This is a genomic window from Comamonas sp. Z3 (assembly GCF_008121565.1).
Lineage (GTDB): Bacteria > Pseudomonadota > Gammaproteobacteria > Burkholderiales > Burkholderiaceae_C > Comamonas > Comamonas brasiliensis.
Window position 1 is genome coordinate 101119 of sequence record NZ_VOQU01000011.1, and the last position, 18692, is coordinate 119810.

At 63.1% G+C, this 18692-nt stretch carries 16 protein-coding genes; 5 read left to right on the forward strand and 11 right to left on the reverse strand.

Annotated features, from left to right (window positions below; translation table 11 throughout):
• Positions 1-61 precede the first annotated feature (61 nt).
• The 6 genes from FSY59_RS25915 to FSY59_RS25940 form a co-directional block, all read right to left on the reverse strand.
• Positions 62-709 (reverse strand): CoxG family protein, encoded by a 648-nt coding sequence (locus tag FSY59_RS25915; protein ID WP_148729956.1) that lies wholly within the window; start codon positions 707-709, stop codon positions 62-64.
• 13 nt (positions 710-722) lie between these two features.
• Positions 723-1964, reverse strand: coding sequence for a VWA domain-containing protein (locus FSY59_RS25920; RefSeq protein ID WP_148729957.1), 1242 nt, complete (start codon positions 1962-1964; stop codon positions 723-725).
• Entirely contained in the window at positions 1951-2871 is a 921-nt protein-coding gene (locus tag FSY59_RS25925) for a MoxR family ATPase (protein ID WP_148729958.1), read from the reverse strand. Before FSY59_RS25925 ends, FSY59_RS25920 begins: the two co-directional genes overlap by 14 nt.
• Before the next feature lie 179 nt (positions 2872-3050).
• Positions 3051-3836 carry a xanthine dehydrogenase family protein subunit M gene (locus FSY59_RS25930; protein WP_003052862.1) on the reverse strand — a complete coding sequence of 262 codons (786 nt, stop codon included), beginning with the start codon at positions 3834-3836 and terminating at the stop codon, positions 3051-3053.
• A 34-nt stretch (positions 3837-3870) separates the two neighbouring features.
• Complete coding sequence (locus FSY59_RS25935) at positions 3871-6258, reverse strand: xanthine dehydrogenase family protein molybdopterin-binding subunit (protein WP_043374373.1); 2388 nt, start codon at positions 6256-6258, stop codon at positions 3871-3873.
• A 33-nt stretch (positions 6259-6291) separates the two neighbouring features.
• Complete coding sequence (locus FSY59_RS25940) at positions 6292-6762, reverse strand: (2Fe-2S)-binding protein (protein ID WP_003052858.1); 471 nt, start codon at positions 6760-6762, stop codon at positions 6292-6294.
• 158 nt (positions 6763-6920) lie between these two features.
• Here FSY59_RS25940 and FSY59_RS25945 point away from each other — a divergent pair, with 158 nt between their 5' ends.
• The 4 genes from FSY59_RS25945 (at position 6921) to FSY59_RS27835 (ending at position 11345) form a co-directional block, all read left to right on the forward strand.
• Positions 6921-8093: a helix-turn-helix domain-containing protein gene (locus FSY59_RS25945; RefSeq protein ID WP_003052856.1), complete on the forward strand. Its 1173-nt coding sequence runs from the start codon at positions 6921-6923 to the stop codon at positions 8091-8093.
• Positions 8094-8438: 345 nt separating this feature from the next.
• Positions 8439-9059 (forward strand): TRAP transporter small permease subunit, encoded by a 621-nt coding sequence (locus FSY59_RS25950; protein ID WP_003052854.1) that lies wholly within the window; start codon positions 8439-8441, stop codon positions 9057-9059.
• A gap of 19 nt (positions 9060-9078) precedes the next feature.
• Complete coding sequence (locus FSY59_RS25955) at positions 9079-10908, forward strand: TRAP transporter large permease subunit (protein WP_003052852.1); 1830 nt, start codon at positions 9079-9081, stop codon at positions 10906-10908.
• Positions 10909-11138: 230 nt separating this feature from the next.
• The gene (locus tag FSY59_RS27835; RefSeq protein WP_050872193.1) at positions 11139-11345 is read left to right on the forward strand and encodes a hypothetical protein; all 207 of its coding nucleotides are present in this window, start codon (positions 11139-11141) and stop codon (positions 11343-11345) included.
• Here FSY59_RS27835 and FSY59_RS25965 read toward each other — a convergent pair.
• The 5 genes from FSY59_RS25965 to xseB all read right to left on the reverse strand — a co-directional run bounded on the left by FSY59_RS25965 (position 11318) and on the right by xseB (position 17037).
• Entirely contained in the window at positions 11318-12400 is a 1083-nt protein-coding gene (locus FSY59_RS25965) for a TRAP transporter substrate-binding protein (protein WP_003052850.1), read from the reverse strand. The two genes, FSY59_RS27835 and FSY59_RS25965, sit on opposite strands and share 28 nt — an antisense overlap.
• 185 nt (positions 12401-12585) lie before the next feature.
• The gene (locus tag FSY59_RS25970) at positions 12586-13668 is read right to left on the reverse strand and encodes an ABC transporter substrate-binding protein (protein ID WP_003052848.1); all 1083 of its coding nucleotides are present in this window, start codon (positions 13666-13668) and stop codon (positions 12586-12588) included.
• 214 nt (positions 13669-13882) lie between these two features.
• On the reverse strand, positions 13883-15751 hold the full coding sequence (dxs, locus tag FSY59_RS25975) for a 1-deoxy-D-xylulose-5-phosphate synthase (protein WP_148729959.1): 1869 nt from the start codon (positions 15749-15751) through the stop codon (positions 13883-13885).
• A gap of 66 nt (positions 15752-15817) precedes the next feature.
• Positions 15818-16759 (reverse strand): polyprenyl synthetase family protein, encoded by a 942-nt coding sequence (locus FSY59_RS25980; protein WP_050785821.1) that lies wholly within the window; start codon positions 16757-16759, stop codon positions 15818-15820.
• A 38-nt stretch (positions 16760-16797) separates the two neighbouring features.
• Positions 16798-17037: an exodeoxyribonuclease VII small subunit gene (xseB, locus tag FSY59_RS25985; protein ID WP_003052843.1), complete on the reverse strand. Its 240-nt coding sequence runs from the start codon at positions 17035-17037 to the stop codon at positions 16798-16800.
• A 434-nt stretch (positions 17038-17471) separates the two neighbouring features.
• Between xseB and FSY59_RS25995 the strand changes: the two genes are divergently transcribed.
• The gene (locus FSY59_RS25995; RefSeq protein WP_003052841.1) at positions 17472-18611 is read left to right on the forward strand and encodes an aromatic ring-hydroxylating dioxygenase subunit alpha; all 1140 of its coding nucleotides are present in this window, start codon (positions 17472-17474) and stop codon (positions 18609-18611) included.
• Positions 18612-18692 lie beyond the last annotated feature (81 nt).

The window sequence follows — 18692 nt, forward strand, 5'->3', positions numbered from 1 at the left end:
CTAAGCCACCTGCACCAAGCCCCTGGCCTCAGGCCCAGGGGCTTTTTTATTGATGCGCTGGTCAGCGAGTCAGCAGCCAGAGCGCGCCCAGAGCGATGACAGCCCCCAGGCCCCAGGCCCAGACGGGGATGCCAGACGATTCGCGCGGCGGCGCCGAGGGTGTGGCGTCCAGCGGAGCGTAGCTGGTGGAGGCCGCATCGTGCTCCCAGGAGCGTGTATCCGGCTCCTCCGCACTGCCTTCGTCTTCGGGCGGCTCGCTCGGGTGGCGCTGCTGCATCACGGCTTCGAAGCGCGCAAAGAAATCCTCGGCCATGCTCTTGGCAGCGCCGTCGATCAGCCGCTGGCCCAGTTGGGCAATCTTGCCGCCGACCTGGGCCTGCACCTCGTAGTGCAGCTCGCAGTGGCGTTCATCGGTGGGAGTCAGATCCACCTTGGCCTGGCCCTTGCCAAAGCCGGCCACACCGCCCTGTCCTTCAAAGGCAATCGTGTAGCTCTTGGGCGGCTGCACATCCGACAGCGTGACCCGGCCGTTGAACTTGGCCGATACCGGACCGATCTTCACGGACATGATCACGGCATAGGAGCCATCGCCCGCATCCTCGAACTTTTCGCAGCCGGCTAGGCATTGCTGCAAGGTTTGCGGATCGTTGAGCGCCTCCCAGGCCTGCTGCTGGCTCACGGCAAGAGGGCGGCTGGCATGCATTTCCATGGTGTTCTCCTTTTCAATCTCGGTGCGGCAGCTGCAGCAGCTTCGCCAGGTGCGCAGCCAGTTGCTGCAATGACTGCAGGTTGTGCACGGCCAGCATGGCATGGCTGTGACGATGCAGCACCTGCGCGCCCTTGGCCAGCGGGGCATACCCGTCAAAGCGCAACAAGGGGTTGAGCCAGACAATGCGCGCGCTGTGCCGTGCCAGCCACTGCAGCTCCCGCTCCAGCAGCGCACTGTCGCCGGTATCCAGCCCGTCGCTGACCAGCAGCACCAGGGTACGCCTGCCCACCAGATGGCGAGCCTGCTGCCGGCGCAGCTGCGCCAGGCATTCCCCCAGGCAGGTGCCGCCGCCGAAATCATCGATGTCGTGATTGAGCTGGGCCAGCATGGCATCGGGGTCGCTGTGGGCGAAAGCCCGGTCCAGCTCCTGCAGGCCGGTTCCCAGGCTGTAGACATGGCGGCGCAGCTGCGGATAGCGCCGGGGGCTGGTGGCCTGGTGCAGAAATGCCAGCAGCAGACGCACATAACGCTCCATGGAGCCCGACACATCGACCAGCGCCAGCCAGGGCATGGGCAGCCGCTTGCGCCTGCGCCATTTGAGACTTGCCAGCTCGCCGCCCGTGGCTGCCGCAGCTTTCAGACTGGCGGGCCAGTGCACACGCAGCCCCGAGGCGCGCAGCTCGCTTCTGCGACTGCGATAGCTGGGCAGCGGCAAGCGGATATCGCGCGCCAGTTGCTGCACCAGGCGGTACTCGCTGGCACTGAGCTGGTTGAAATCCGCATGCTGCAGCCTGTGCCGGTCGCTGGCCGACATGGCGGCATCCAGCGCCAGTTCCTCGCTCGCGGGCTTTTGCTGTGCGGCACGAATCGCCGACAAGGCCTCCTGCACACGTGGCCTGTGACGCGGCCTGGCCGCCTCCGGCGAGCCCGGCAGCAACTGGCTCAGAAGCTGCCGGGCCACCTCGGGATTGCGAAAGTAGGCAGCAAACAATTCGCGAAAGACCGCCAGGTCCTGTTCGCGTGAAACCAGCACGGCCTCCAGCGCGGCGGCCACGTCCTCGCGGTTCATCCCCACCAGCATCAGGCCTTGCAGGGCCAGTGCCAGGCGCTCGGCATCCACCGCCAGCCCCGCACGGCGCAGCGCGCGGCCAAACCCCAGCAGATTGATGGGCAGTTTGCCGCTGCGCGCGTCCCCCCACCAGCTCGCGCTTGCGGGCCGCTCTGGCGACTGCGCTTGCAGCTCAGGCTGTGGCATCGGGCTCCAGCAATTGCTGCAGACGCTCTGGAGTGAGCGCCGCCACATCTTCGCGCTGCTTGAACAGAATGCCCGCCGTCTCGTGCACCAGCTCGGGGTCTATGACCAGCGTGTCTAGCGCTACCAGTGCCTTGGCCCACTCCACGCTTTCGGCAATGCCGGGCGTGCGCTCGAAGGCATCGGCAAACGGGCGGCTGCGCAGCCGGTCCACAAAACTGGCGATCTGTTCGGTCAACGCCGCCCCGGCTTCGGGCACCTTGGACTGGACAATGGCCAGCTCGCGCTCGCGTTCGGGGTAGTCCAGCCAGTGGTACAGACAGCGGCGCTTGACCGCATCATGCAGATCGCGCGTGCGATTGCTGGTAAGAATGGTCACGGGCGGCACCTGGGCACGGACGACGCCGAGCTCGGGAATGCTGACCTGGTACTCGCCCAGATACTCGAGCAAAAATGCCTCGAAAGGCTCGTCGGCCCGGTCCACCTCGTCAATCAGCAGCACCGCGCCAGGCGCAGGTGCCTGCAGGGCCTGCAGCAAAGGGCGGCGTACCAGATAGCGAGGCTGATAGACCTCCTGCTCGACAGCTTCCAGTTCCGCCGCGCCACGCAGCTCGGCCGCGCGCAGGTGCAACAGCTGCGCGGCGTAATTCCATTCATACAGCGCTTCCCGCTGCTCCAGGCCGTCATAGCACTGCAGCCTGATCAGCTGCCGCGCCAGCACCTGGGACAGCGCCTGCGCCAGCGAGGTCTTGCCAACGCCCGGCTCGCCCTCCAGCAGCAGGGGCCGCTGAAGCCTGAGCGCCAGAAACACGGCCGTGGCCAGACGCCGGTCCGCAAAATAGCCTACCTCCTGCAAGGCGGCGAGCAGCCCATCCACCGACTGCAGAGCGCTTTTCACTTCAGTATTCATAGCTGCTTGCGCTTTACTGATAAGGGATTAAGCCACTTTTCATTCAAAAATCACATCCTATGACAGTCACACTGCCGCAAGGAGACGGCAAGCAAACGCCCCGGCCGACCGCCCACTCGCCCCACCCGTGGCGAGGCTGCCCTCCGCCCAGGCAGGAGCAGCCACTCAGACAAAGCCGCTCAGGGAGAGAGCAGTTGATCCACCGCCCGCTGCGTCAGGACGCTGATCAGCTGCGCCCGGTAGCGCGCACTCGCGTGCAGATCGCTGTTGAGCTCGCTGTCGTCAATAGGCACCGCAGCCGCCGCAGCCGCCGTGAGACTCTGGTTGAGCGCCGCTTCCAGCCCTGCGTGGCGGAAGACCGATAGTCCCGCACCGGTCACGGCCACGCGCACGCCCTGCGCCGTCTGCGCCACAAACACGCCCACCAGCGCAAAGCGCGACGCGGGCTGCTTGAACTTGATATAGGCAGCCTTTCTGGGCACGGGAAAGCGCACCGCCTTGATCAGTTCCCCCTCTTCCAGTGCCGTGGTGTACATGCCCTGGAAGAAGTCGTCTGCCGCAATCTCGCGCCGACTGGTGACCACGACAGCACCCAGACCCAGCACCGCACTGGGATAGCAGGCCGCAGGGTCGTTATTGGCCAGCGAGCCGCCCATCGTGCCGCGCGCTCGCACCTGGCGGTCGCCAATACCGCCGGCCAACTCGGCCAGCGCAGGAATGGCTGCCTGGACCTCGCGGCTGGCGGCGACATCGGCATGACGCGTCATGGCGCCGATCTCGACCTGATCGCCGCCGACGCGGATTCCCGCCAGGCCATCGACCTGGTTGAGATCCACAATCGCGCCGGGCTGGGCCAGGCGCAGCTTCATGGAAGGAATCAGGCTCTGGCCGCCGGCCAGAAACTGACCGCTGGCAGCGCTCACCTCATCCAGCGTCCGGGGGGTGGAGTAACTGAAGGCATACATATGTGTTGTCCTCTCTTCCTCTCAGTCGGGTGCCTCAGGGGCGTGCAGCATCGATGGCCTCCCACACCCGATGTGGGCTGGCAGGCATGTCCAGGTCCTTGACGCCCAGGGAATGCAGGGCATCGAGCACGGCATTGATGACGGCGGGCGGCGAGCCTATGGCCCCGGCCTCGCCGCAGCCCTTGGTGCCCAGCGGGTTGTGAGTGCAGGGCGTGCAGACCGTGCCCAGCTTGAAGTCGGGCAGATCGTCGGCGCGGGGCATGGCGTAGTCCATGAAGCTGCCGGTCAGCAACTGACCCGAGTCACGGTCGTAGACGCAGTTCTCCAGCAGCGCCTGACCTATCCCCTGGGCCAGTCCGCCATGAACCTGACCCTCCACGATCATGGGGTTGATGATGGTGCCGAAATCGTCCACGGCACTGAAGCGGTCGACGCGCACCACGCCCGTGGCAGGGTCCACCTCGACCTCGCAGATATAGGTGCCGGCCGGGAAGGTGAAGTTGGTGGGGTCGTAGAAAGCAGTCTCGTCCAGCCCCGGCTCCAGCTTGTCCAGTGGATAGTTGTGCGGCACATAGGCCGTCAGCGCAATCTGGGCAAACGGCAGCTTTCTGTCGGTGCCGCGCACCGTGAACTCGCCTCCCGCAAAATCGATGTCGGCATCGCTGGCCTCCATCAGGTGGGCGGCGATCTTCTTGGCCTTGGCCTCGATCTTGTCCAGCGCCTTCATGATGGCAGCGCCACCCACGCTGATGGAGCGCGAGCCATAGGTTCCCATGCCAAAGGGCACGCGACCCGTATCGCCATGGACGATCTCGACATGCTCGACGGCAATGCCCAGCCGCGCCGCCACCACCTGGGCAAAAGTCGTCTCATGCCCCTGGCCATGACTGTGCGAGCCCGTGAACACCGTCACGCTGCCCGTGGGGTGGACGCGCACCTCGCCGCACTCGAACAGACCGGCACGTGCGCCCAGCGCCCCGGCAATATTGCTGGGCGCCAGACCGCAGGCTTCGATGTAGCTGCTGTAGCCCAGGCCGCGCTTGAGGCCTCTGGCCTCGCTGGCTGCGCGCCGCGCCGCAAAGCCCGCCACATCGGCCAGTTGCTCGGCCTGATCCATGCAAGCCTGGTAGTCGCCGATGTCGTACTGCAGCGCCACGGGCGTCTGATAGGGAAAGCTGGTGATGAAGTTGCGACGCCTGATCTCGGCCTGGGACAGATTCATTTCCCAGGCACAGCGGCTGACCAGGCGTTCGAGCAGGTACGTGGCCTCGGGACGGCCAGCGCCCCGATAGGCATCCACGGGGGAAGTGTTGGTGAACCAGGCATCGACCTCGATATGGATTTGCGGCGTGGTGTACTGGCCCGCCAGCAAGGTGGCATAAAGGATGGTGGGCACCGCGCTGGCGAAAGTGGACAGGTAGGCGCCCAGATTCGCGTCGGTGTGCACACGCATGGCGAGGAACTTACCATCGGCATCCATGGCCATCTCGGCATGGCTGACATGGTCGCGGCCATGCGCATCGGTCAGAAAGGACTCGCTGCGATCGGCCGTCCACTTGATATTGCGGTTGAGCTTCTTGGCAGCCCAGGTCAGGCAGACATCCTCGGCATACAGAAAGATCTTGGAGCCAAAGCCGCCGCCCACATCGGGCGCAATCACGCGCACCTTGCTCTCTGGCAGGCCCATGACGAAGGCCGTCATCAGCAGCCGCTCCACGTGCGGGTTCTGGTTGGCCACGTACAGCGTGTACTCGTCCATGGCGCGGTTGTAGCTGCCTATGGCCACGCGCGGCTCCATGGCATTGGGTATCAGGCGGTTGTTGACCAGGTCCAGACGGGTCACATGGGCGGCGCCGGCAAACACCGCATCCACTGCCGCCTTGTCGCCAATCGCCCACTGGTAGCAACGGTTGTCGGGAGCGATATCGTGGACCACGGCACCGGGCTTTTTGCCGCCCGCCGCGTCGGCCACGTTCACGACCGCTGGCAGCACCGCGTAATCGACCTCCACCAGCTCGGCCGCATCACGCGCCTGCTGCAGGGTCTCGGCGACCACCATGGCCACCTGGTCGCCCACATAGCGCACGGTATCGAGGGCCAGTATCGGGTGCGGCGGCTCCTTCATGGGCTCGCCATTGGTGCTGGTGATCAGCCAGCCGCAGGGCAGGCCGTTGATGCCGGCGGCCGCCACATCGGCACCCGTGAGCACCTCGACCACGCCTGGTGCCGCCTTGGCGGCATCCACGTTGACGCTGCGCAGCCTCGCATGGGCATGGGGCGAGCGCACAAACACCGCATACGCCTGTGCGCCCAGCGTGATGTCGTCCGTGTACTGGCCAGCGCCGGTCAGAAAGCGATCATCCTCGCGGCGCAGGACGGCTTCGCCGATATGCGGCAGCTTGGAAAAGTCAGATGCACCCATGGTGTGTCTCCTCTTCTAGTTGTGATGCGCTGCTCAGGTGGCGCTCATGCCGTCACGACCCGCTTTGACGGCGGCGACGATGTTCTGGTAGCCCGTGCAGCGGCAGATATTGCCTTCGAGCAGTTCGCGGATCTCGGCATCGGTGGCGCCGGGCTTCTGGCGGCAGAGATCCACCGCACTCATCACCATGCCGGGCGTGCAGAAGCCGCACTGCAGGCCATGACACTGCTTGAAGGCCGCCTGCATGGGGTGCATGGTTCCATCGGCAGCAGCCATGCCCTCTATGGTCTGGACCTCGGCACCCTGGGCCTGCACGGCCAGCATGGTGCAGGACTTGATGGCCTTGCCATTGACCAGCACCGTGCAGGCTCCGCACTGGCTGGTATCGCAGCCCACATGGGTACCCGTCAGGCGCAGCTGTTCACGCAGCGCCTGCACCAGCAAGGTATTGGGGGGGACGTCAATGCTGGCCGCGCGGCCATTGACCGTGAACTGAACATTCATCGTGATGCCTCCTGCCTATATCCGAAGAATTGGGTAACAAAGCACAACCGCACTCTCTATGGTGGGCAGTTACCACCATGCAAGGCGCTAGGGTTGACCCCCAGGCCAGGCGAAACACGCGCAGATATTCTCAAAATGAAACACTGTCCGGAGTCCTCATGTCGCCCGCCAGCCTCGCCACATCCACGCAAGCCGCAGCCCATCCAGGTGCACGCCATTCCCTGCTTGCCCAGGCCAGGCAGCAGTTGCTGGCGATGGACTCATCCCATGCGCTGGTACCGTCTGGTCTTGCCCCCTGGCTCTGGCGCTCTTGGCAGCGCTGCGTGGCGCAGGGCCGTCATCCCGCTCAAACAGTGGAGTTCGAGGCCGTCGGACCTCACGCGCTGCGCCACGCCCAGGACAAGCACCAGCTGCTGCTGCAGGCCGCACGTCCGGTCATGACGCAACTGGTCGCGGCCGTGGGCGCCATGCGCTACTTCTGTCTGCTGACCGATGCCCAGGGACTGGCCCTGGAAGTTCAAGGCCCCGTGGACCACAGCGATCTGCGCGCGCTGGCCGTGGGCCGTGTCGGTGTGGATCTGTCCGAGCGCGGCGTGGGCACCTCGGCCATAGGCGCGACACTGGCCGAACTCAGCCCGGTATGGCTGCACAGGCAGGAGCATTTTTTCGACGATCTGCGCGACTACAGCTGCGCAGGCGCACCGGTATTCGGCCCTCAGGGCGAATGCCTGGGCATGCTGGACATCACCGGCATTGATGTCCCCGAGCGCCCCGAGCTGCTGCTGCTGGCGCTGCGCTGCGCACGCGCCATCGAAGATCGATTGCTGCGGGCCCTGCCTCACACCCTGCTGCTGCGCGTGAACTGGCCCGGCGGGCCGCTGGGCCAGGAGGGCGAAGGCCTGATGGTGTTTGATGCCGAAGGCCGATTGCTGGGCAGCAATACCGTGGCCAGGCAACTGGTGCCACGTCCTCTGCAAGCCCCCGGGGAGGACTCGCTCATTCAGAGCCATGAGCTGCTGGCCCTGCCCTGGAGCCATCTGATCGAGCATGCGCGCCAGAGGCCCGAGGCGCCAATGCAACTGCCGCTGTGGTCCGGTCTGCGCCTGCTGGCGCTGGCACAGGCCGGCCCCTTGCTGCGCGCTCCCGTTATGACGGGCTCCGGCGCAGCCAGCCGGGGATTGCCTGCCAATGCCATGGCCACGCCGCTGCGCACCAGCGAGTTGCTGCTGATTCAGCAGGCCATGCAGGAGGCGCACGGAAATGTAAGCGTGGCAGCCCGCAACCTGGGATTGAGCCGGGCCACGCTCTACCGTCGACTCGCCAGCAAATAAGAGGTCTTGAACCGGATTCAGGGCAGTTTTACTCTCTCCGGATTTGCCCTAGTTTCAGCACACAGCCCCCTCCACGACAGCAGGCGCACACTAGCATCAAAGCCCATTAACAACCCAAAATACCTCAATAAAACAATCACCTAAGCGTTACCAGTCATGCGCTTCCAGCTATCGTCCGCATAGCAGACACAACTGACGCTCGGGCGCCACATTTGCCTGCGTATTTGTAAAAAACACCATACCTGCGTCCGTAGAATCTCCAGTTCGGTTCAAAAACTCAGATCGCCCTAAGGCTTACCAGCCCCAACAGCGCGACGCATACACGGCCTACTTTTTGGAGACACCATGCAGGCTTTACTTGCCCTGTCCAGGGCTATCGACAGGCTCAACGCCTTTGTCGGCAAATATTCAATCTGGCTGATATTTGCCGCCACCTTCATCAGCGCCGCCAACGCCATTGTTCGCAAGGCCTTCGACACCAGCTCCAATGCCTTTCTGGAAGTCCAGTGGTATCTGTTCGCATGGTCCTTTCTGATTGCGGCGGGCTACACCCTGCTGCACCGCGAGCATGTGCGCATCGATGTGATCAACAGCCGTCTGTCCAAAAAGGCCCAGGTCTGGATCGACATCATCGGCTTTGCCTTCTTTCTCACGCCTCTATGCCTGACCATTCTGTGGCTGAGCATGCCGGTGGTGATTCAGATGTACCAGTCCGGCGAGGTGTCGGGCAACCCCGGCGGACTGATCCGCTGGCCTGTGTGGACAGCGATTCCTGTGGGCATCACCTTGCTGCTGCTGCAGGGCATCTCCGAGCTGATCAAGCGCATTGCCTTCCTGACCGGTGACGGCCCCGACCCCATGGGCAAGCTCAGCGACAAGAGCGCCGAGGAAGAGCTGGCCGAGGCCCTGCGTGCCGAAGCCGATCGCAAGCAGGCTGAGGCGCTGGCCGCCCAGGCCAAGGCATAACGGTAGCGGGAGACAATCAATGGAATTCATCGCTACCAACTACGCCCCCATCATGTTTGCGGGGCTGATCTGCTTTTTGCTGCTGGGCTTTCCAGTCGCCTTCAGCCTGGGCGCTGCGGGCCTGGCCTTCGGCTTTCTGGGCATAGAACTGGGCGTCTTCCCCTCCTCCGTGATGGCATGGCTGCCCCAACGCCTGATCGGCATCATGGCCAACGACACCCTGCTGGCCGTACCCTTCTTCACCTTGATGGGCCTGATTCTCGAACGTTCCGGCATGGCGGAGGACCTGCTTGACACTGTCGGTCAGGTGTTCGGCCCCATCCGCGGGGGACTGGCGCTGGCCGTGATCTTTGTGGGCGCCCTGCTGGCTGCCACCACCGGTGTGGTTGCCGCTTCGGTGATCTCCATGGGCCTGATCTCTCTGCCCATCATGCTGCGCTACGGCTATGACCGCCGCCTGGCATCGGGCGTTATCGCGGCCTCGGGCACGCTGGCCCAGATCATCCCGCCCTCGCTGGTGCTGATTCTGATGGCCGACCAACTGGGCAAGAGCGTGGGCGATATGTACAAAGGCGCCTTCATCCCCGGCTTCATGCTCATGGGCCTGTATGTGCTGTGGGTGGTGATTCTGGCCATCTTCAAGCCCAAGATGGTGCCTGCCTTGCCCCTGGAGGCACGCATCTACCGCGAAGCCAACGGCAACTCCGGCTATACCTCGCTGGTCGTGGTGATGGGCCTGTCCACCATCGTGGCCATCTTCCTGGCCAGCCATATGGCCGACCTGCACACCTGGTGGCAGGGCAAGGAAATCACCGAAGTCGCCACCGACGAGAAGATCGTCACCGCCATGTGCGGCGGCACCTTCATCGCCTTCGTGATCGCCTCGCTCAACCGGGTCCTCAAGCTGGGCCTGCTGTCCAAGCTGGCCGAGCGCGTGACCTTTGTGCTGATCCCCCCCCTGCTGCTGATCTTCCTGGTGCTGGGCACCATCTTCCTGGGCATTGCAACACCTACCGAAGGCGGTGCCATGGGCGCCATGGCGGCACTGATCATGGGTTTTGCCCGCCGTCGCCTGAACATGGACCTGCTCAAGCAGGCCCTGGCCTCGACCACCAAGCTGGCCAGCTTTGTGATGTTCATCATGATCGGCGCCACCACCTTCAGTCTGGTCTTCCAGGCTGCAGACGGCCCCAAGTGGGTGGAACATCTGCTGACCAGCCTGCCCGGCGGCCAGGTGGGCTTCCTGATCGTGGTCAACATCATGATCTTCTTCCTGGCCTTCTTCCTGGACTACTTTGAACTCTCGTTCATCGTGGTGCCGCTGTTGGGCCCCGTGGCCGAGAAGATGGGCATCGACCTGATCTGGTTCGGCGTACTGCTGGCCGTGAACATGCAGACCTCGTTCATGCATCCGCCCTTCGGCTTTGCACTGTTCTTCCTGCGCTCCGTCGCACCGGACAAGCAGTACGTGGACAAGGTCACCCACAAGGTGATTGAGCCCGTCACCACCATGCAGATCTACAAGGGTGCCGTGCCCTTTGTGCTGATCCAGTTGGTGATGGTGGGCGTGCTGATCGCCTTCCCCGGCATCGTGACCGGCGCGCTCGACAAACCCGTGGTCGTGGACATGAACAAGGTGGGCGACGAAATGCTCAACCAGCTCAACGATGCCGGCGGCGGCTATGGTGCGGACAACCCGTTTGGAGCGCCTGAAGGCGGCGAAGAAGGTTCGGCCCCTGCAGAAGGCAGCCAGCCGGCTCCGGCAGCGCCCGATGCCAGCGGCTACGGCTCGGATGACCCTGCCAAGGCCTTGCAGGATTCACTGAGCTCGGCACCTGCCGCCAAGTAAATCGACGGCTGCTACCGACACAGCCCCGGCTCGCAAGAGCCGGGGCTTTTTCATGGCTAGCAGATTGATGGGTGATGGATCCGCTTCCCTTCAGGAAGCCACCCTGACCGTCACCGAACTGCTGACTGCCGTCCGTCCCCCCTATGCAGACCTGCTGTCCAGATCTGCTGTCTCAGGCCGCCAATGCCCAGGAGTCTTGTGTGGAGCCGGCCTGTCGCAGCAGCGATGGAATGCTGGCAACCGAAGGAATATGGGAACGGCCCTGCCGGGCCGATGTCATCCGCGTATCGAAAGACACCACCGAGGCGGTGCAGGTGGACTCCCAGCATGATCTCGATGGCATGAAAAAACCGCAGCAAGCTGCGGTTTTTCAACACCCAGCGCATGGCGCTGGTGACTCTGATCAGGATCAGATCTTGGCAGTCGCCATGTACTGATTGAAGGGGAACTCGGAGAAGCGGTTCCACAGGATCTGGTCGCGCTGGAAAGCGCGCATGTCCTGGTGAATCTTCTTGAATTCGGGCGACTTGGCTTCGTGCTCGGCAAACACTTCCATGGAAGCCTTGAAACCGGCATCCATCAGCGGTTTGGGGAACATCTTCAGCTGGGTCTTGTTGGCCACCAGACGCTTGATGGCCTGAGGGTTGAGCACCTGGTACTTGCTGGTCATGTCGGCAGCAGCCACGCGGGTTGCAGCGTCCAGGATCGCCTTGTTCTCGGGCGACAGTGCGTTGTACTTCTTCAGGTTGATGAAGAACTCCAGGTCGGCAGAACCTTCCCACCAACCGGGGTAGTAGTAGTAGGGAGCAACCTTGTTGAAGCCCAGCTTCTCATCGTCGTAGGGACCGACGAATTCCACGGCATCCAGCGTACCCTTTTCCAGGGCCTGATAGACATCGCCAGCAGGCATGTTCTGTGCCACCACGCCCAGCTTGGCCATGGCTTCGCCGAACACGCCGCCCCCCAGACGCATCTTCAGACCCTTGAGGTCTTCCACGGTCTTGATTTCCTTGCGGTACCAGCCACCCATCTGGGTCGTGGTGTTGCCTGCGGATGCAGTCTTGAAGTTGTACTTGGCAAAGAAGGCATCCAGCAGCTTGCGGCCATTGCCATGGTCTTTCCAGCCGTTCATCTGCAGCGTGGTCAGGCCGAAGGGCACGGCGCAGCTGAAGGCGAAGATGGGATCCTTGCCCGTGAAGTAGTAGGCAGCAGTCTGTGCCATATCGATGGTGTCGCCCTGCAGTGCATCCACCACACCGAAAGCGGGCATCAGCTCGCCAGCGGGGTGCACCGAGATCTCGAACTTGCCGCCCGACATGGCCTTGACCACTTGCGACAGCTTTTCAGCGCTGCCGAAGATGGTGTCCAGCGACTTGGGAAAGCTCGAGGCCAGGCGCCAGCGCACGGCGGCCTGAGCGTGAACAGCAGGTGCGGCGCCCGCAGCCAGCACGCCAGCGATACCGGCATTTTTCAGAATGGAACGACGATCCACTTTAGTCTCCTTGAGGAACAGATTGGCTGACACAGACCACTGATCTATGCCAGCTCGACTTATGCAACAGGCACAAAATGTACACGAGTCAATCGTTCAGCATGCGATAAAAAGTGACCGTCAGCTTAAGAAGTTCTACCTAGTTAGGTGCATCGAATTCGGCCTCGGCGTCCTGCTTGCGCTGCCTACAGCCGTACCGCGCTCATATAGCTGGCATAGCGGAATTCCGAGAAACGATCCCAGAGCAGCTGGTCATGCTGGAATCCGCGCATGCTGCGGTGAATCTTCTTGAACTGCGCCGACTTGGCCTCATGCTCGGCCATGGTGGCCATCACGGCCTTGAAGCCCGCATCCATCAGCTCGCGTGGAAAGGCGCGCAGCTGCACGCGTTCGCTGAGCAGCTTCTTGAGTGCCGCAGGGTTGTAGGCCAGGTATTTGGCCGTCAGATCCTTGGCGGCCTGCGCCGCCGCGGCTTCCACCATGGCCCGCAGTTCGGGCGTCAGGGCTGCAAAGGACTTGGTATTGATGAAATAGGCCAGCTCGGCGCCACCTTCCCACCAGCCCGGATAGTAGTAGTAGGGAGCGATCTTGCCGAAGCCCAGCTTCTGGTCGTCATAGGGGCCGACGAACTCCACGGCATCAAGGCGATTCTTTTCCAGCGCCTGCTGCGCATCCGCAATAGGCATGTTGACGGCCTGCACGCCCAGCTTTTGCAGCGCATCACCGAGCAAGCCGCCACCGGCGCGCATGCGCAGCCCGTTCAGATCCTGCACGGTCCTGATTTCCTTGCGGTACCAACCGCCCATCTGCGTGCCGGTGTTGCCGGCGCTCAGGCTCTTGATGTTGTACTGGGCGTAGAAATCATCCATGAGCTTGCGCCCGCCGCCCCACTCCATCCAGGCATCCATCTGCCGCGCCGTCAGACCGAAGGGCACGGCGCAACCCAGTGCAAAGCAGTAGTCCTTGTCGGTGAAGTAGTACGGTGCCGTCAAGGCCATTTCGACCACGCCGTTCTGCACTCCCTCCATCACGCCAAAGGCGGGCATCAGCTCGCCCGCGGAGTGCACGCTGACCTCGATCTGGCCACCCGACATGAGACGCAGCGACTGGGCAAACTTCTCGGCCCCGCCAGAGATGGCGTCGAGGACTTTGGGAAAACTCGTCACCAGGCGCCAGCGCAGCACCTCCTGGCTGCGCACCGCCGGAGCCACGCCAGCAGCCAGCACACCAGCCATGCCCACATGTTTGACGAGTGAGCGACGATCCATGAATATTTCTCCGCTAGTAGTTGTCCATTGCCAAGCTGGCTGCAGCAGCCCGATCACAGGCCGGCAGCCACAGGCATTCTAGGAACGCAGACGCCATCCGTGTGGCGATTCACGGTTGCCGTCAGTTTTCTTGACGGCACGCAAAGAAAAAGGCCCTTCATGGAAGGGCCCGGTGTCAATCCAGCGGACTTGCGCAAACCATGTCCATATCGCGTCAGCCTGCAGCCAGACGCTTGCGGATGGAGGCTTCGATGCCTGCGGCATCCAGCCCCTGCAGCGCCAGCAGCTTGGCGGGATCGCCATGCTCGATGAACGCGTCGGGCAGGCCCAGCTGCAGCACGCTCCTGCTCAGACCGGTGGCGGCCAGGCATTCCATCACGGCACTGCCAGCGCCGCCCATGACGCAACCCTCTTCCAGCGTGACGATGAGCTCATGCTCGGCGGCGATCTTGAGCAGCAGTGCTTCGTCAAGCGGCTTGGCCCAGCGCATATTGGCCACGCTGGCGTCGAGCGCTTCGGCAGCTTGCAGCGCGGGGTAGAGCAAGGTGCCGAAAGCCAGAATCGCCACCTTCTTGGAGCTCGATTCGCGGCGCATCTCGCCCTTGCCAAAGGGCAGACCTTCCAGACTCTCCAGCGGCGTCATGCCCACACCGGCACCGCGCGGATAGCGCACACAGACGGGGTGATCCTGCTCATAGGCCGTGGTCAGCAACTGGCGCGTTTCGCGCTCGTCGGCCGGACAGGCCATGCTCATATTGGGAATGCAGCGCACAAACGCAATGTCATAGGCGCCGGCATGCGTGGCCCCGTCGGCACCCACCAGACCTGCGCGGTCCAGGGCGAACACCACGGGCAGGTTCTGCAGCGCGACGTCGTGGATCAGCTGGTCATAGGCACGCTGCAGGAACGTGGAATAGATGGCCACCACGGGCTTGACGCCTTCGCAGGCCATGCCGCCGGCAAAGGTCACGGCATGCTGCTCGGCAATGCCCACGTCGTAGTAGCGACCTGGAAAGCGCTTGTGGAACTCCACCATGCCCGAGCCCTCGCGCATGGCAGGCGTGATGCCGACCAGACGCTGGTCCTTGGCAGCCATATCGCAGAGCCAGTGACCGAACACCTGGGTGAAGGTCTGCTTGGCAGGCGTGGCGGACTTGACCAGACCGACGGCCGGATCGAATTTCCCGGGCCCGTGATAGGCCACGGGATCGGCCTCGGCCAGCTTGTAGCCCTGGCCCTTCTTGGTAACCACATGCAGGAACTGCGGGCCCTTGAGACCCTTGATGTTCTCCAGCGTGGGGATCAGCGAGTCGAGGTCATGACCGTCGATGGGACCGATGTAGTTGAAGCCGAACTGCTCGAACATGGTGGCAGGCACGACCATGCCCTTGGCCTGCTGTTCCAGGCGCTTGGCCAGCTCCAGCAAGGGCGGCACCTGCTTGAGAACGCTCTTGCCCACATCGCGGGCCTTGGCATAGAACTGCCCGCTCATCAGCTGTGCCAGATAGCGATTGAGCGCGCCCACGGGCGGGCTGATGCTCATATCGTTGTCGTTGAGGATGACCAGCAGATTGGCGTCATGCACGCCGCCGTTGTTCAGTGCCTCGAAAGCCATGCCGGCCGTCATCGCACCGTCGCCGATCACGGCGATTGCACGGCGATCCTCGCCTTTTTGCTTGGCGGCCAGTGCCATGCCCAGCGCGGCAGAGATGCTGGTGGACGAGTGTGCCGTGCCAAAAGTGTCGTACTCGCTCTCGGCACGCTGAGGAAAGCCGGACAGGCCGCCGAACTGGCGCAGGGTGGCCATGTGATCGCGGCGACCGGTCAGGATCTTGTGCGGATAGGTCTGGTGGCCCACGTCCCAGACGATGCGGTCATAGGGCGTGTTGAACACCGAGTGCAGCGCCACGGTCAACTCCACCGTCCCCAGGTTGGAGCTGAGGTGCCCGCCGGTCCTTGAGACGCTGTCGATCACATAGGTGCGCAGCTCTGCGGCCAGCGTCTTGAGCTGGGCACGCGAGAGGCCGCGCATGTCTGCGGGATCGTTGATGTTGTGCAGCAGGGAAGAAGTATTCGTGGACATGTTCTATATTTTTCAATAGCTGCTAGCGCCAGCCAATATTCGGTTACAGAGCTTTTCCATTCAATCTCAATGGGTGCGCTGCACGACCATATCAGCAAGTGCGGCCAGGGCCTGGGTGTCGGCCAGACCGCTGCGCGTCAACGCGGCGTGAGCCTGCAGGCGCAACTCCTCGGCATGGGCTCTTGCAGCTTCCAGCCCCAGCAGCGATACAAAAGTGGGCTTGTCATTGGCCGCATCCTTGCCCGCCGTCTTGCCCAGCGTTGCAGAGTCGGCCACTACGTCCAGAATATCGTCCACCACCTGGAAGGCCACGCCCAGTGCCTGGCCGTAGTCGGTCAGCGCGGCCAGTGCCCTGGCGTCGGTCTGTGCATTGCAGGCGGCCCCCATGAGCACGCTGCCCAGCAGCAGCGCACCGGTCTTGAGACGGTGCATCTCGCGCAGCTGCGTCTCGCTCAGTTGCTTGCCCACGCTGGCCAGATCGATGGCCTGACCGCCAGCCATGCCGTGGCTGCCCGCCGCCGCGCCCAGCAGGCGGCACAGCCTGGCCTGCATGGAGCAGGGAATGCCATCGTCTTCAGGCAGCAGCAGCTCGAAGGCCAGGGCCTGCAGAGCATCGCCGGCCAGCAGGGCCGAGGCTTCGCCGAACTGCACATGCACGGTGGGCTTGCCACGACGCATGGTGTCGTTGTCCATGCAGGGCATGTCGTCGTGCACCAGGGAGTAGGCATGAATCAGCTCCACGGCACAACCGGCACGCAGCGTGGCCGCGGCCTGACCGCCCACCGCCTCGGCGGCCGCCCAGACCAGCAACGGTCGCAAGCGCTTGCCTCCGTCGAGCACAGCGTAACGCATGGCCTCACCCAGACCCGCAGGCGCATTGATGCCCACCCAGCGCGACAGCGCTTCTTCGGTGCGCACCAGTCGCTCCTGCATCCAGACGGAAAAATCCAGGGCAGTCTTGCCCTCGTTCAAAGGCGTCGATGGTTCGGCAATCATTGATTCATTCATGGGCTGCATCTTCAAGGCAAAACGCGCGGACACCGGGATCAGTCCTGGGTCCAGGCAGACAGCTTGCCTTCGTCCAATACCTTGACCTGCTCCTGCACGGCATCGAGCTGGCTACGGCAAAAAACCAGCAGCTCCGCAGCGCGCTGGTAGCCGCTGAGCATCTGCTCCAGCGGCAGCTGACCGGATTCGATCTGTGCAATCAGTTGCTCCAGCTCCTGCAAAGCAGCTTCATAGCTGACAGGCTGTTCAGATTTTTTGGCGGCAGCGGCCTTGGGCATGGATGGTGTGGTCAATGTTGGACGGAAGCGACGATTTTAGGCGTCCCTGCACCATTGGCGTGCAATGCCCGCAAAGCCGGCTGGCGCGATATGTTTTGGCTGTAGATTCCCGACCGACCCGGGCCTGCCGCGCCCGCCTTTTTGCCAAGTGGCAAGGGTTTGCAGGCGGCTGGCAACTTGCTGACAGGCGCCGACGGCACCTGGACGAAATAACGTCAATACACGTACCAGAAAAACGGAAATAACCCCACAGCCTATAATCCCATTCCCGTCAAGCCGGCCCCGTGCCTGGTCATCCTGGTCGGGCAAACGCGTCGGCAGGCCATGCGCCACCGCCCATTGCCTGAGGCCCGTGTCCAGACAAGGCCGGTTTCGTTTTTTACCGTGTGCGCAAGTGCACCCTCCCTGTGGGGAGTCTTTAGGTCAAGTCATCCATGACTGATTTAAGTCTTCAACTGCAGCAGGCCGCAAGCCAACTACCAGTTTCAAGTTATTTCGACGAAGCGCTGTTCCAGCGCGAGTTGGAAACGATTTTCAAGCGCGGCCCGCGCTATGTGGGCCACCAGCTGGCCGTTCCCGAGATAGGCGACTACTACGCCCTGCCTCAGGAAAAAGAGGGGCGGGCGCTGGTACGCAATGCCAAAGGCGAGATCGAGCTGATCTCCAACGTCTGCCGCCACCGCCAGGCCGTGATGCTCAAGGGGCGCGGCAATCTGCTGTCCGAAGGCAAGGGCCATGCCGGCGGCAATATCGTCTGCCCGCTGCACCGCTGGACCTACAGCACCAGCGGCGAGCTGCTGGGCGCACCCCATTTCAGCCACGACCCCTGCCTGAACCTCAACAACTACCCGCTGCGCGAGTGGAACGGACTGCTGTTCGAGGACAATGGCCGCGACATCGAGGCCGATCTGGCCGGCATGAAGCTGCGCGAGCAGCTGCAGTTCGACGGCTTTGTGCTCGACCATGTCGAGATGCACGAGTGCAACTACAACTGGAAGACCTTTATCGAGGTCTATCTGGAGGACTACCACGTCGGCCCGTTCCACCCCGGTCTGGGCAACTTCGTCACCTGCGACGATCTGAAGTGGGAATTCGCCAGCGAGTACTCGGTGCAGACCGTGGGCGTAGCCCCGAGTTTCGGCAACCCGGGCTCGGACATCTACAAGAAGTGGCACGAGGTGCTGCTGGCCTACCGCAACGGAGAATTGCCCGATCGCGGTGCCATCTGGCTGACCTACTACCCCCACATCATGGTGGAGTGGTATCCGCATGTGCTGACCGTCTCGACCCTGCACCCGCTGGCAGTGGACAGGACGCTGAACGTGGTGGAGTTCTTCTACCCCGAGGAAATCGCCGCCTTCGAGCCCGAGTTCGTGCAGGCTCAGAAGGCCGCCTACATGGAAACCTGCATCGAGGACGACGAGATCGCCGAGCGCATGGACGGCGGCCGCAAAGCCCTGTATGAACGCGGCGACAACGAGGTCGGCCCCTATCAAAGCCCCATGGAAGACGGCATGCAACATTTCCATGAGTGGTATCGCCGCATCATGGGTGACAGCGCTCCCCAACGCTGAATGAGGTGAACCTCAAGACTGATAGCTGCTATCGCTTACCCCATAAGCACAGCAGCTATTTTTATGCTGAATTGAGTGAGA

Bases quoted from the DNA above. Each gene is read 5' to 3' on its own strand.
- FSY59_RS25940 (WP_003052858.1), bottom strand. From the start codon at position 6,762: ATGAATGTTCAGTTCACGGTCAATGGCCGCGCGGCCAGCATTGACGTC.
- FSY59_RS27835 (WP_050872193.1), top strand. From the start codon at position 11,139: ATGCTGGCAACCGAAGGAATATGGGAACGGCCCTGCCGGGCCGATGTC.
- xseB (WP_003052843.1), bottom strand. From the start codon at position 17,037: ATGCCCAAGGCCGCTGCCGCCAAAAAATCTGAACAGCCTGTCAGCTAT.
- FSY59_RS25950 (WP_003052854.1), top strand. From the start codon at position 8,439: ATGCAGGCTTTACTTGCCCTGTCCAGGGCTATCGACAGGCTCAACGCC.
- FSY59_RS25935 (WP_043374373.1), bottom strand. From the start codon at position 6,258: ATGGGTGCATCTGACTTTTCCAAGCTGCCGCATATCGGCGAAGCCGTC.
- FSY59_RS25930 (WP_003052862.1), bottom strand. From the start codon at position 3,836: ATGTATGCCTTCAGTTACTCCACCCCCCGGACGCTGGATGAGGTGAGC.
- FSY59_RS25915 (WP_148729956.1), bottom strand. From the start codon at position 709: ATGGAAATGCATGCCAGCCGCCCTCTTGCCGTGAGCCAGCAGCAGGCC.
- FSY59_RS25955 (WP_003052852.1), top strand. From the start codon at position 9,079: ATGGAATTCATCGCTACCAACTACGCCCCCATCATGTTTGCGGGGCTG.
- FSY59_RS25970 (WP_003052848.1), bottom strand. From the start codon at position 13,668: ATGGATCGTCGCTCACTCGTCAAACATGTGGGCATGGCTGGTGTGCTG.
- FSY59_RS25980 (WP_050785821.1), bottom strand. From the start codon at position 16,759: ATGAATGAATCAATGATTGCCGAACCATCGACGCCTTTGAACGAGGGC.
- FSY59_RS25945 (WP_003052856.1), top strand. From the start codon at position 6,921: ATGTCGCCCGCCAGCCTCGCCACATCCACGCAAGCCGCAGCCCATCCA.
- FSY59_RS25995 (WP_003052841.1), top strand. From the start codon at position 17,472: ATGACTGATTTAAGTCTTCAACTGCAGCAGGCCGCAAGCCAACTACCA.
- dxs (WP_148729959.1), bottom strand. From the start codon at position 15,751: ATGTCCACGAATACTTCTTCCCTGCTGCACAACATCAACGATCCCGCA.
- FSY59_RS25920 (WP_148729957.1), bottom strand. From the start codon at position 1,964: ATGCCACAGCCTGAGCTGCAAGCGCAGTCGCCAGAGCGGCCCGCAAGC.
- FSY59_RS25925 (WP_148729958.1), bottom strand. From the start codon at position 2,871: ATGAATACTGAAGTGAAAAGCGCTCTGCAGTCGGTGGATGGGCTGCTC.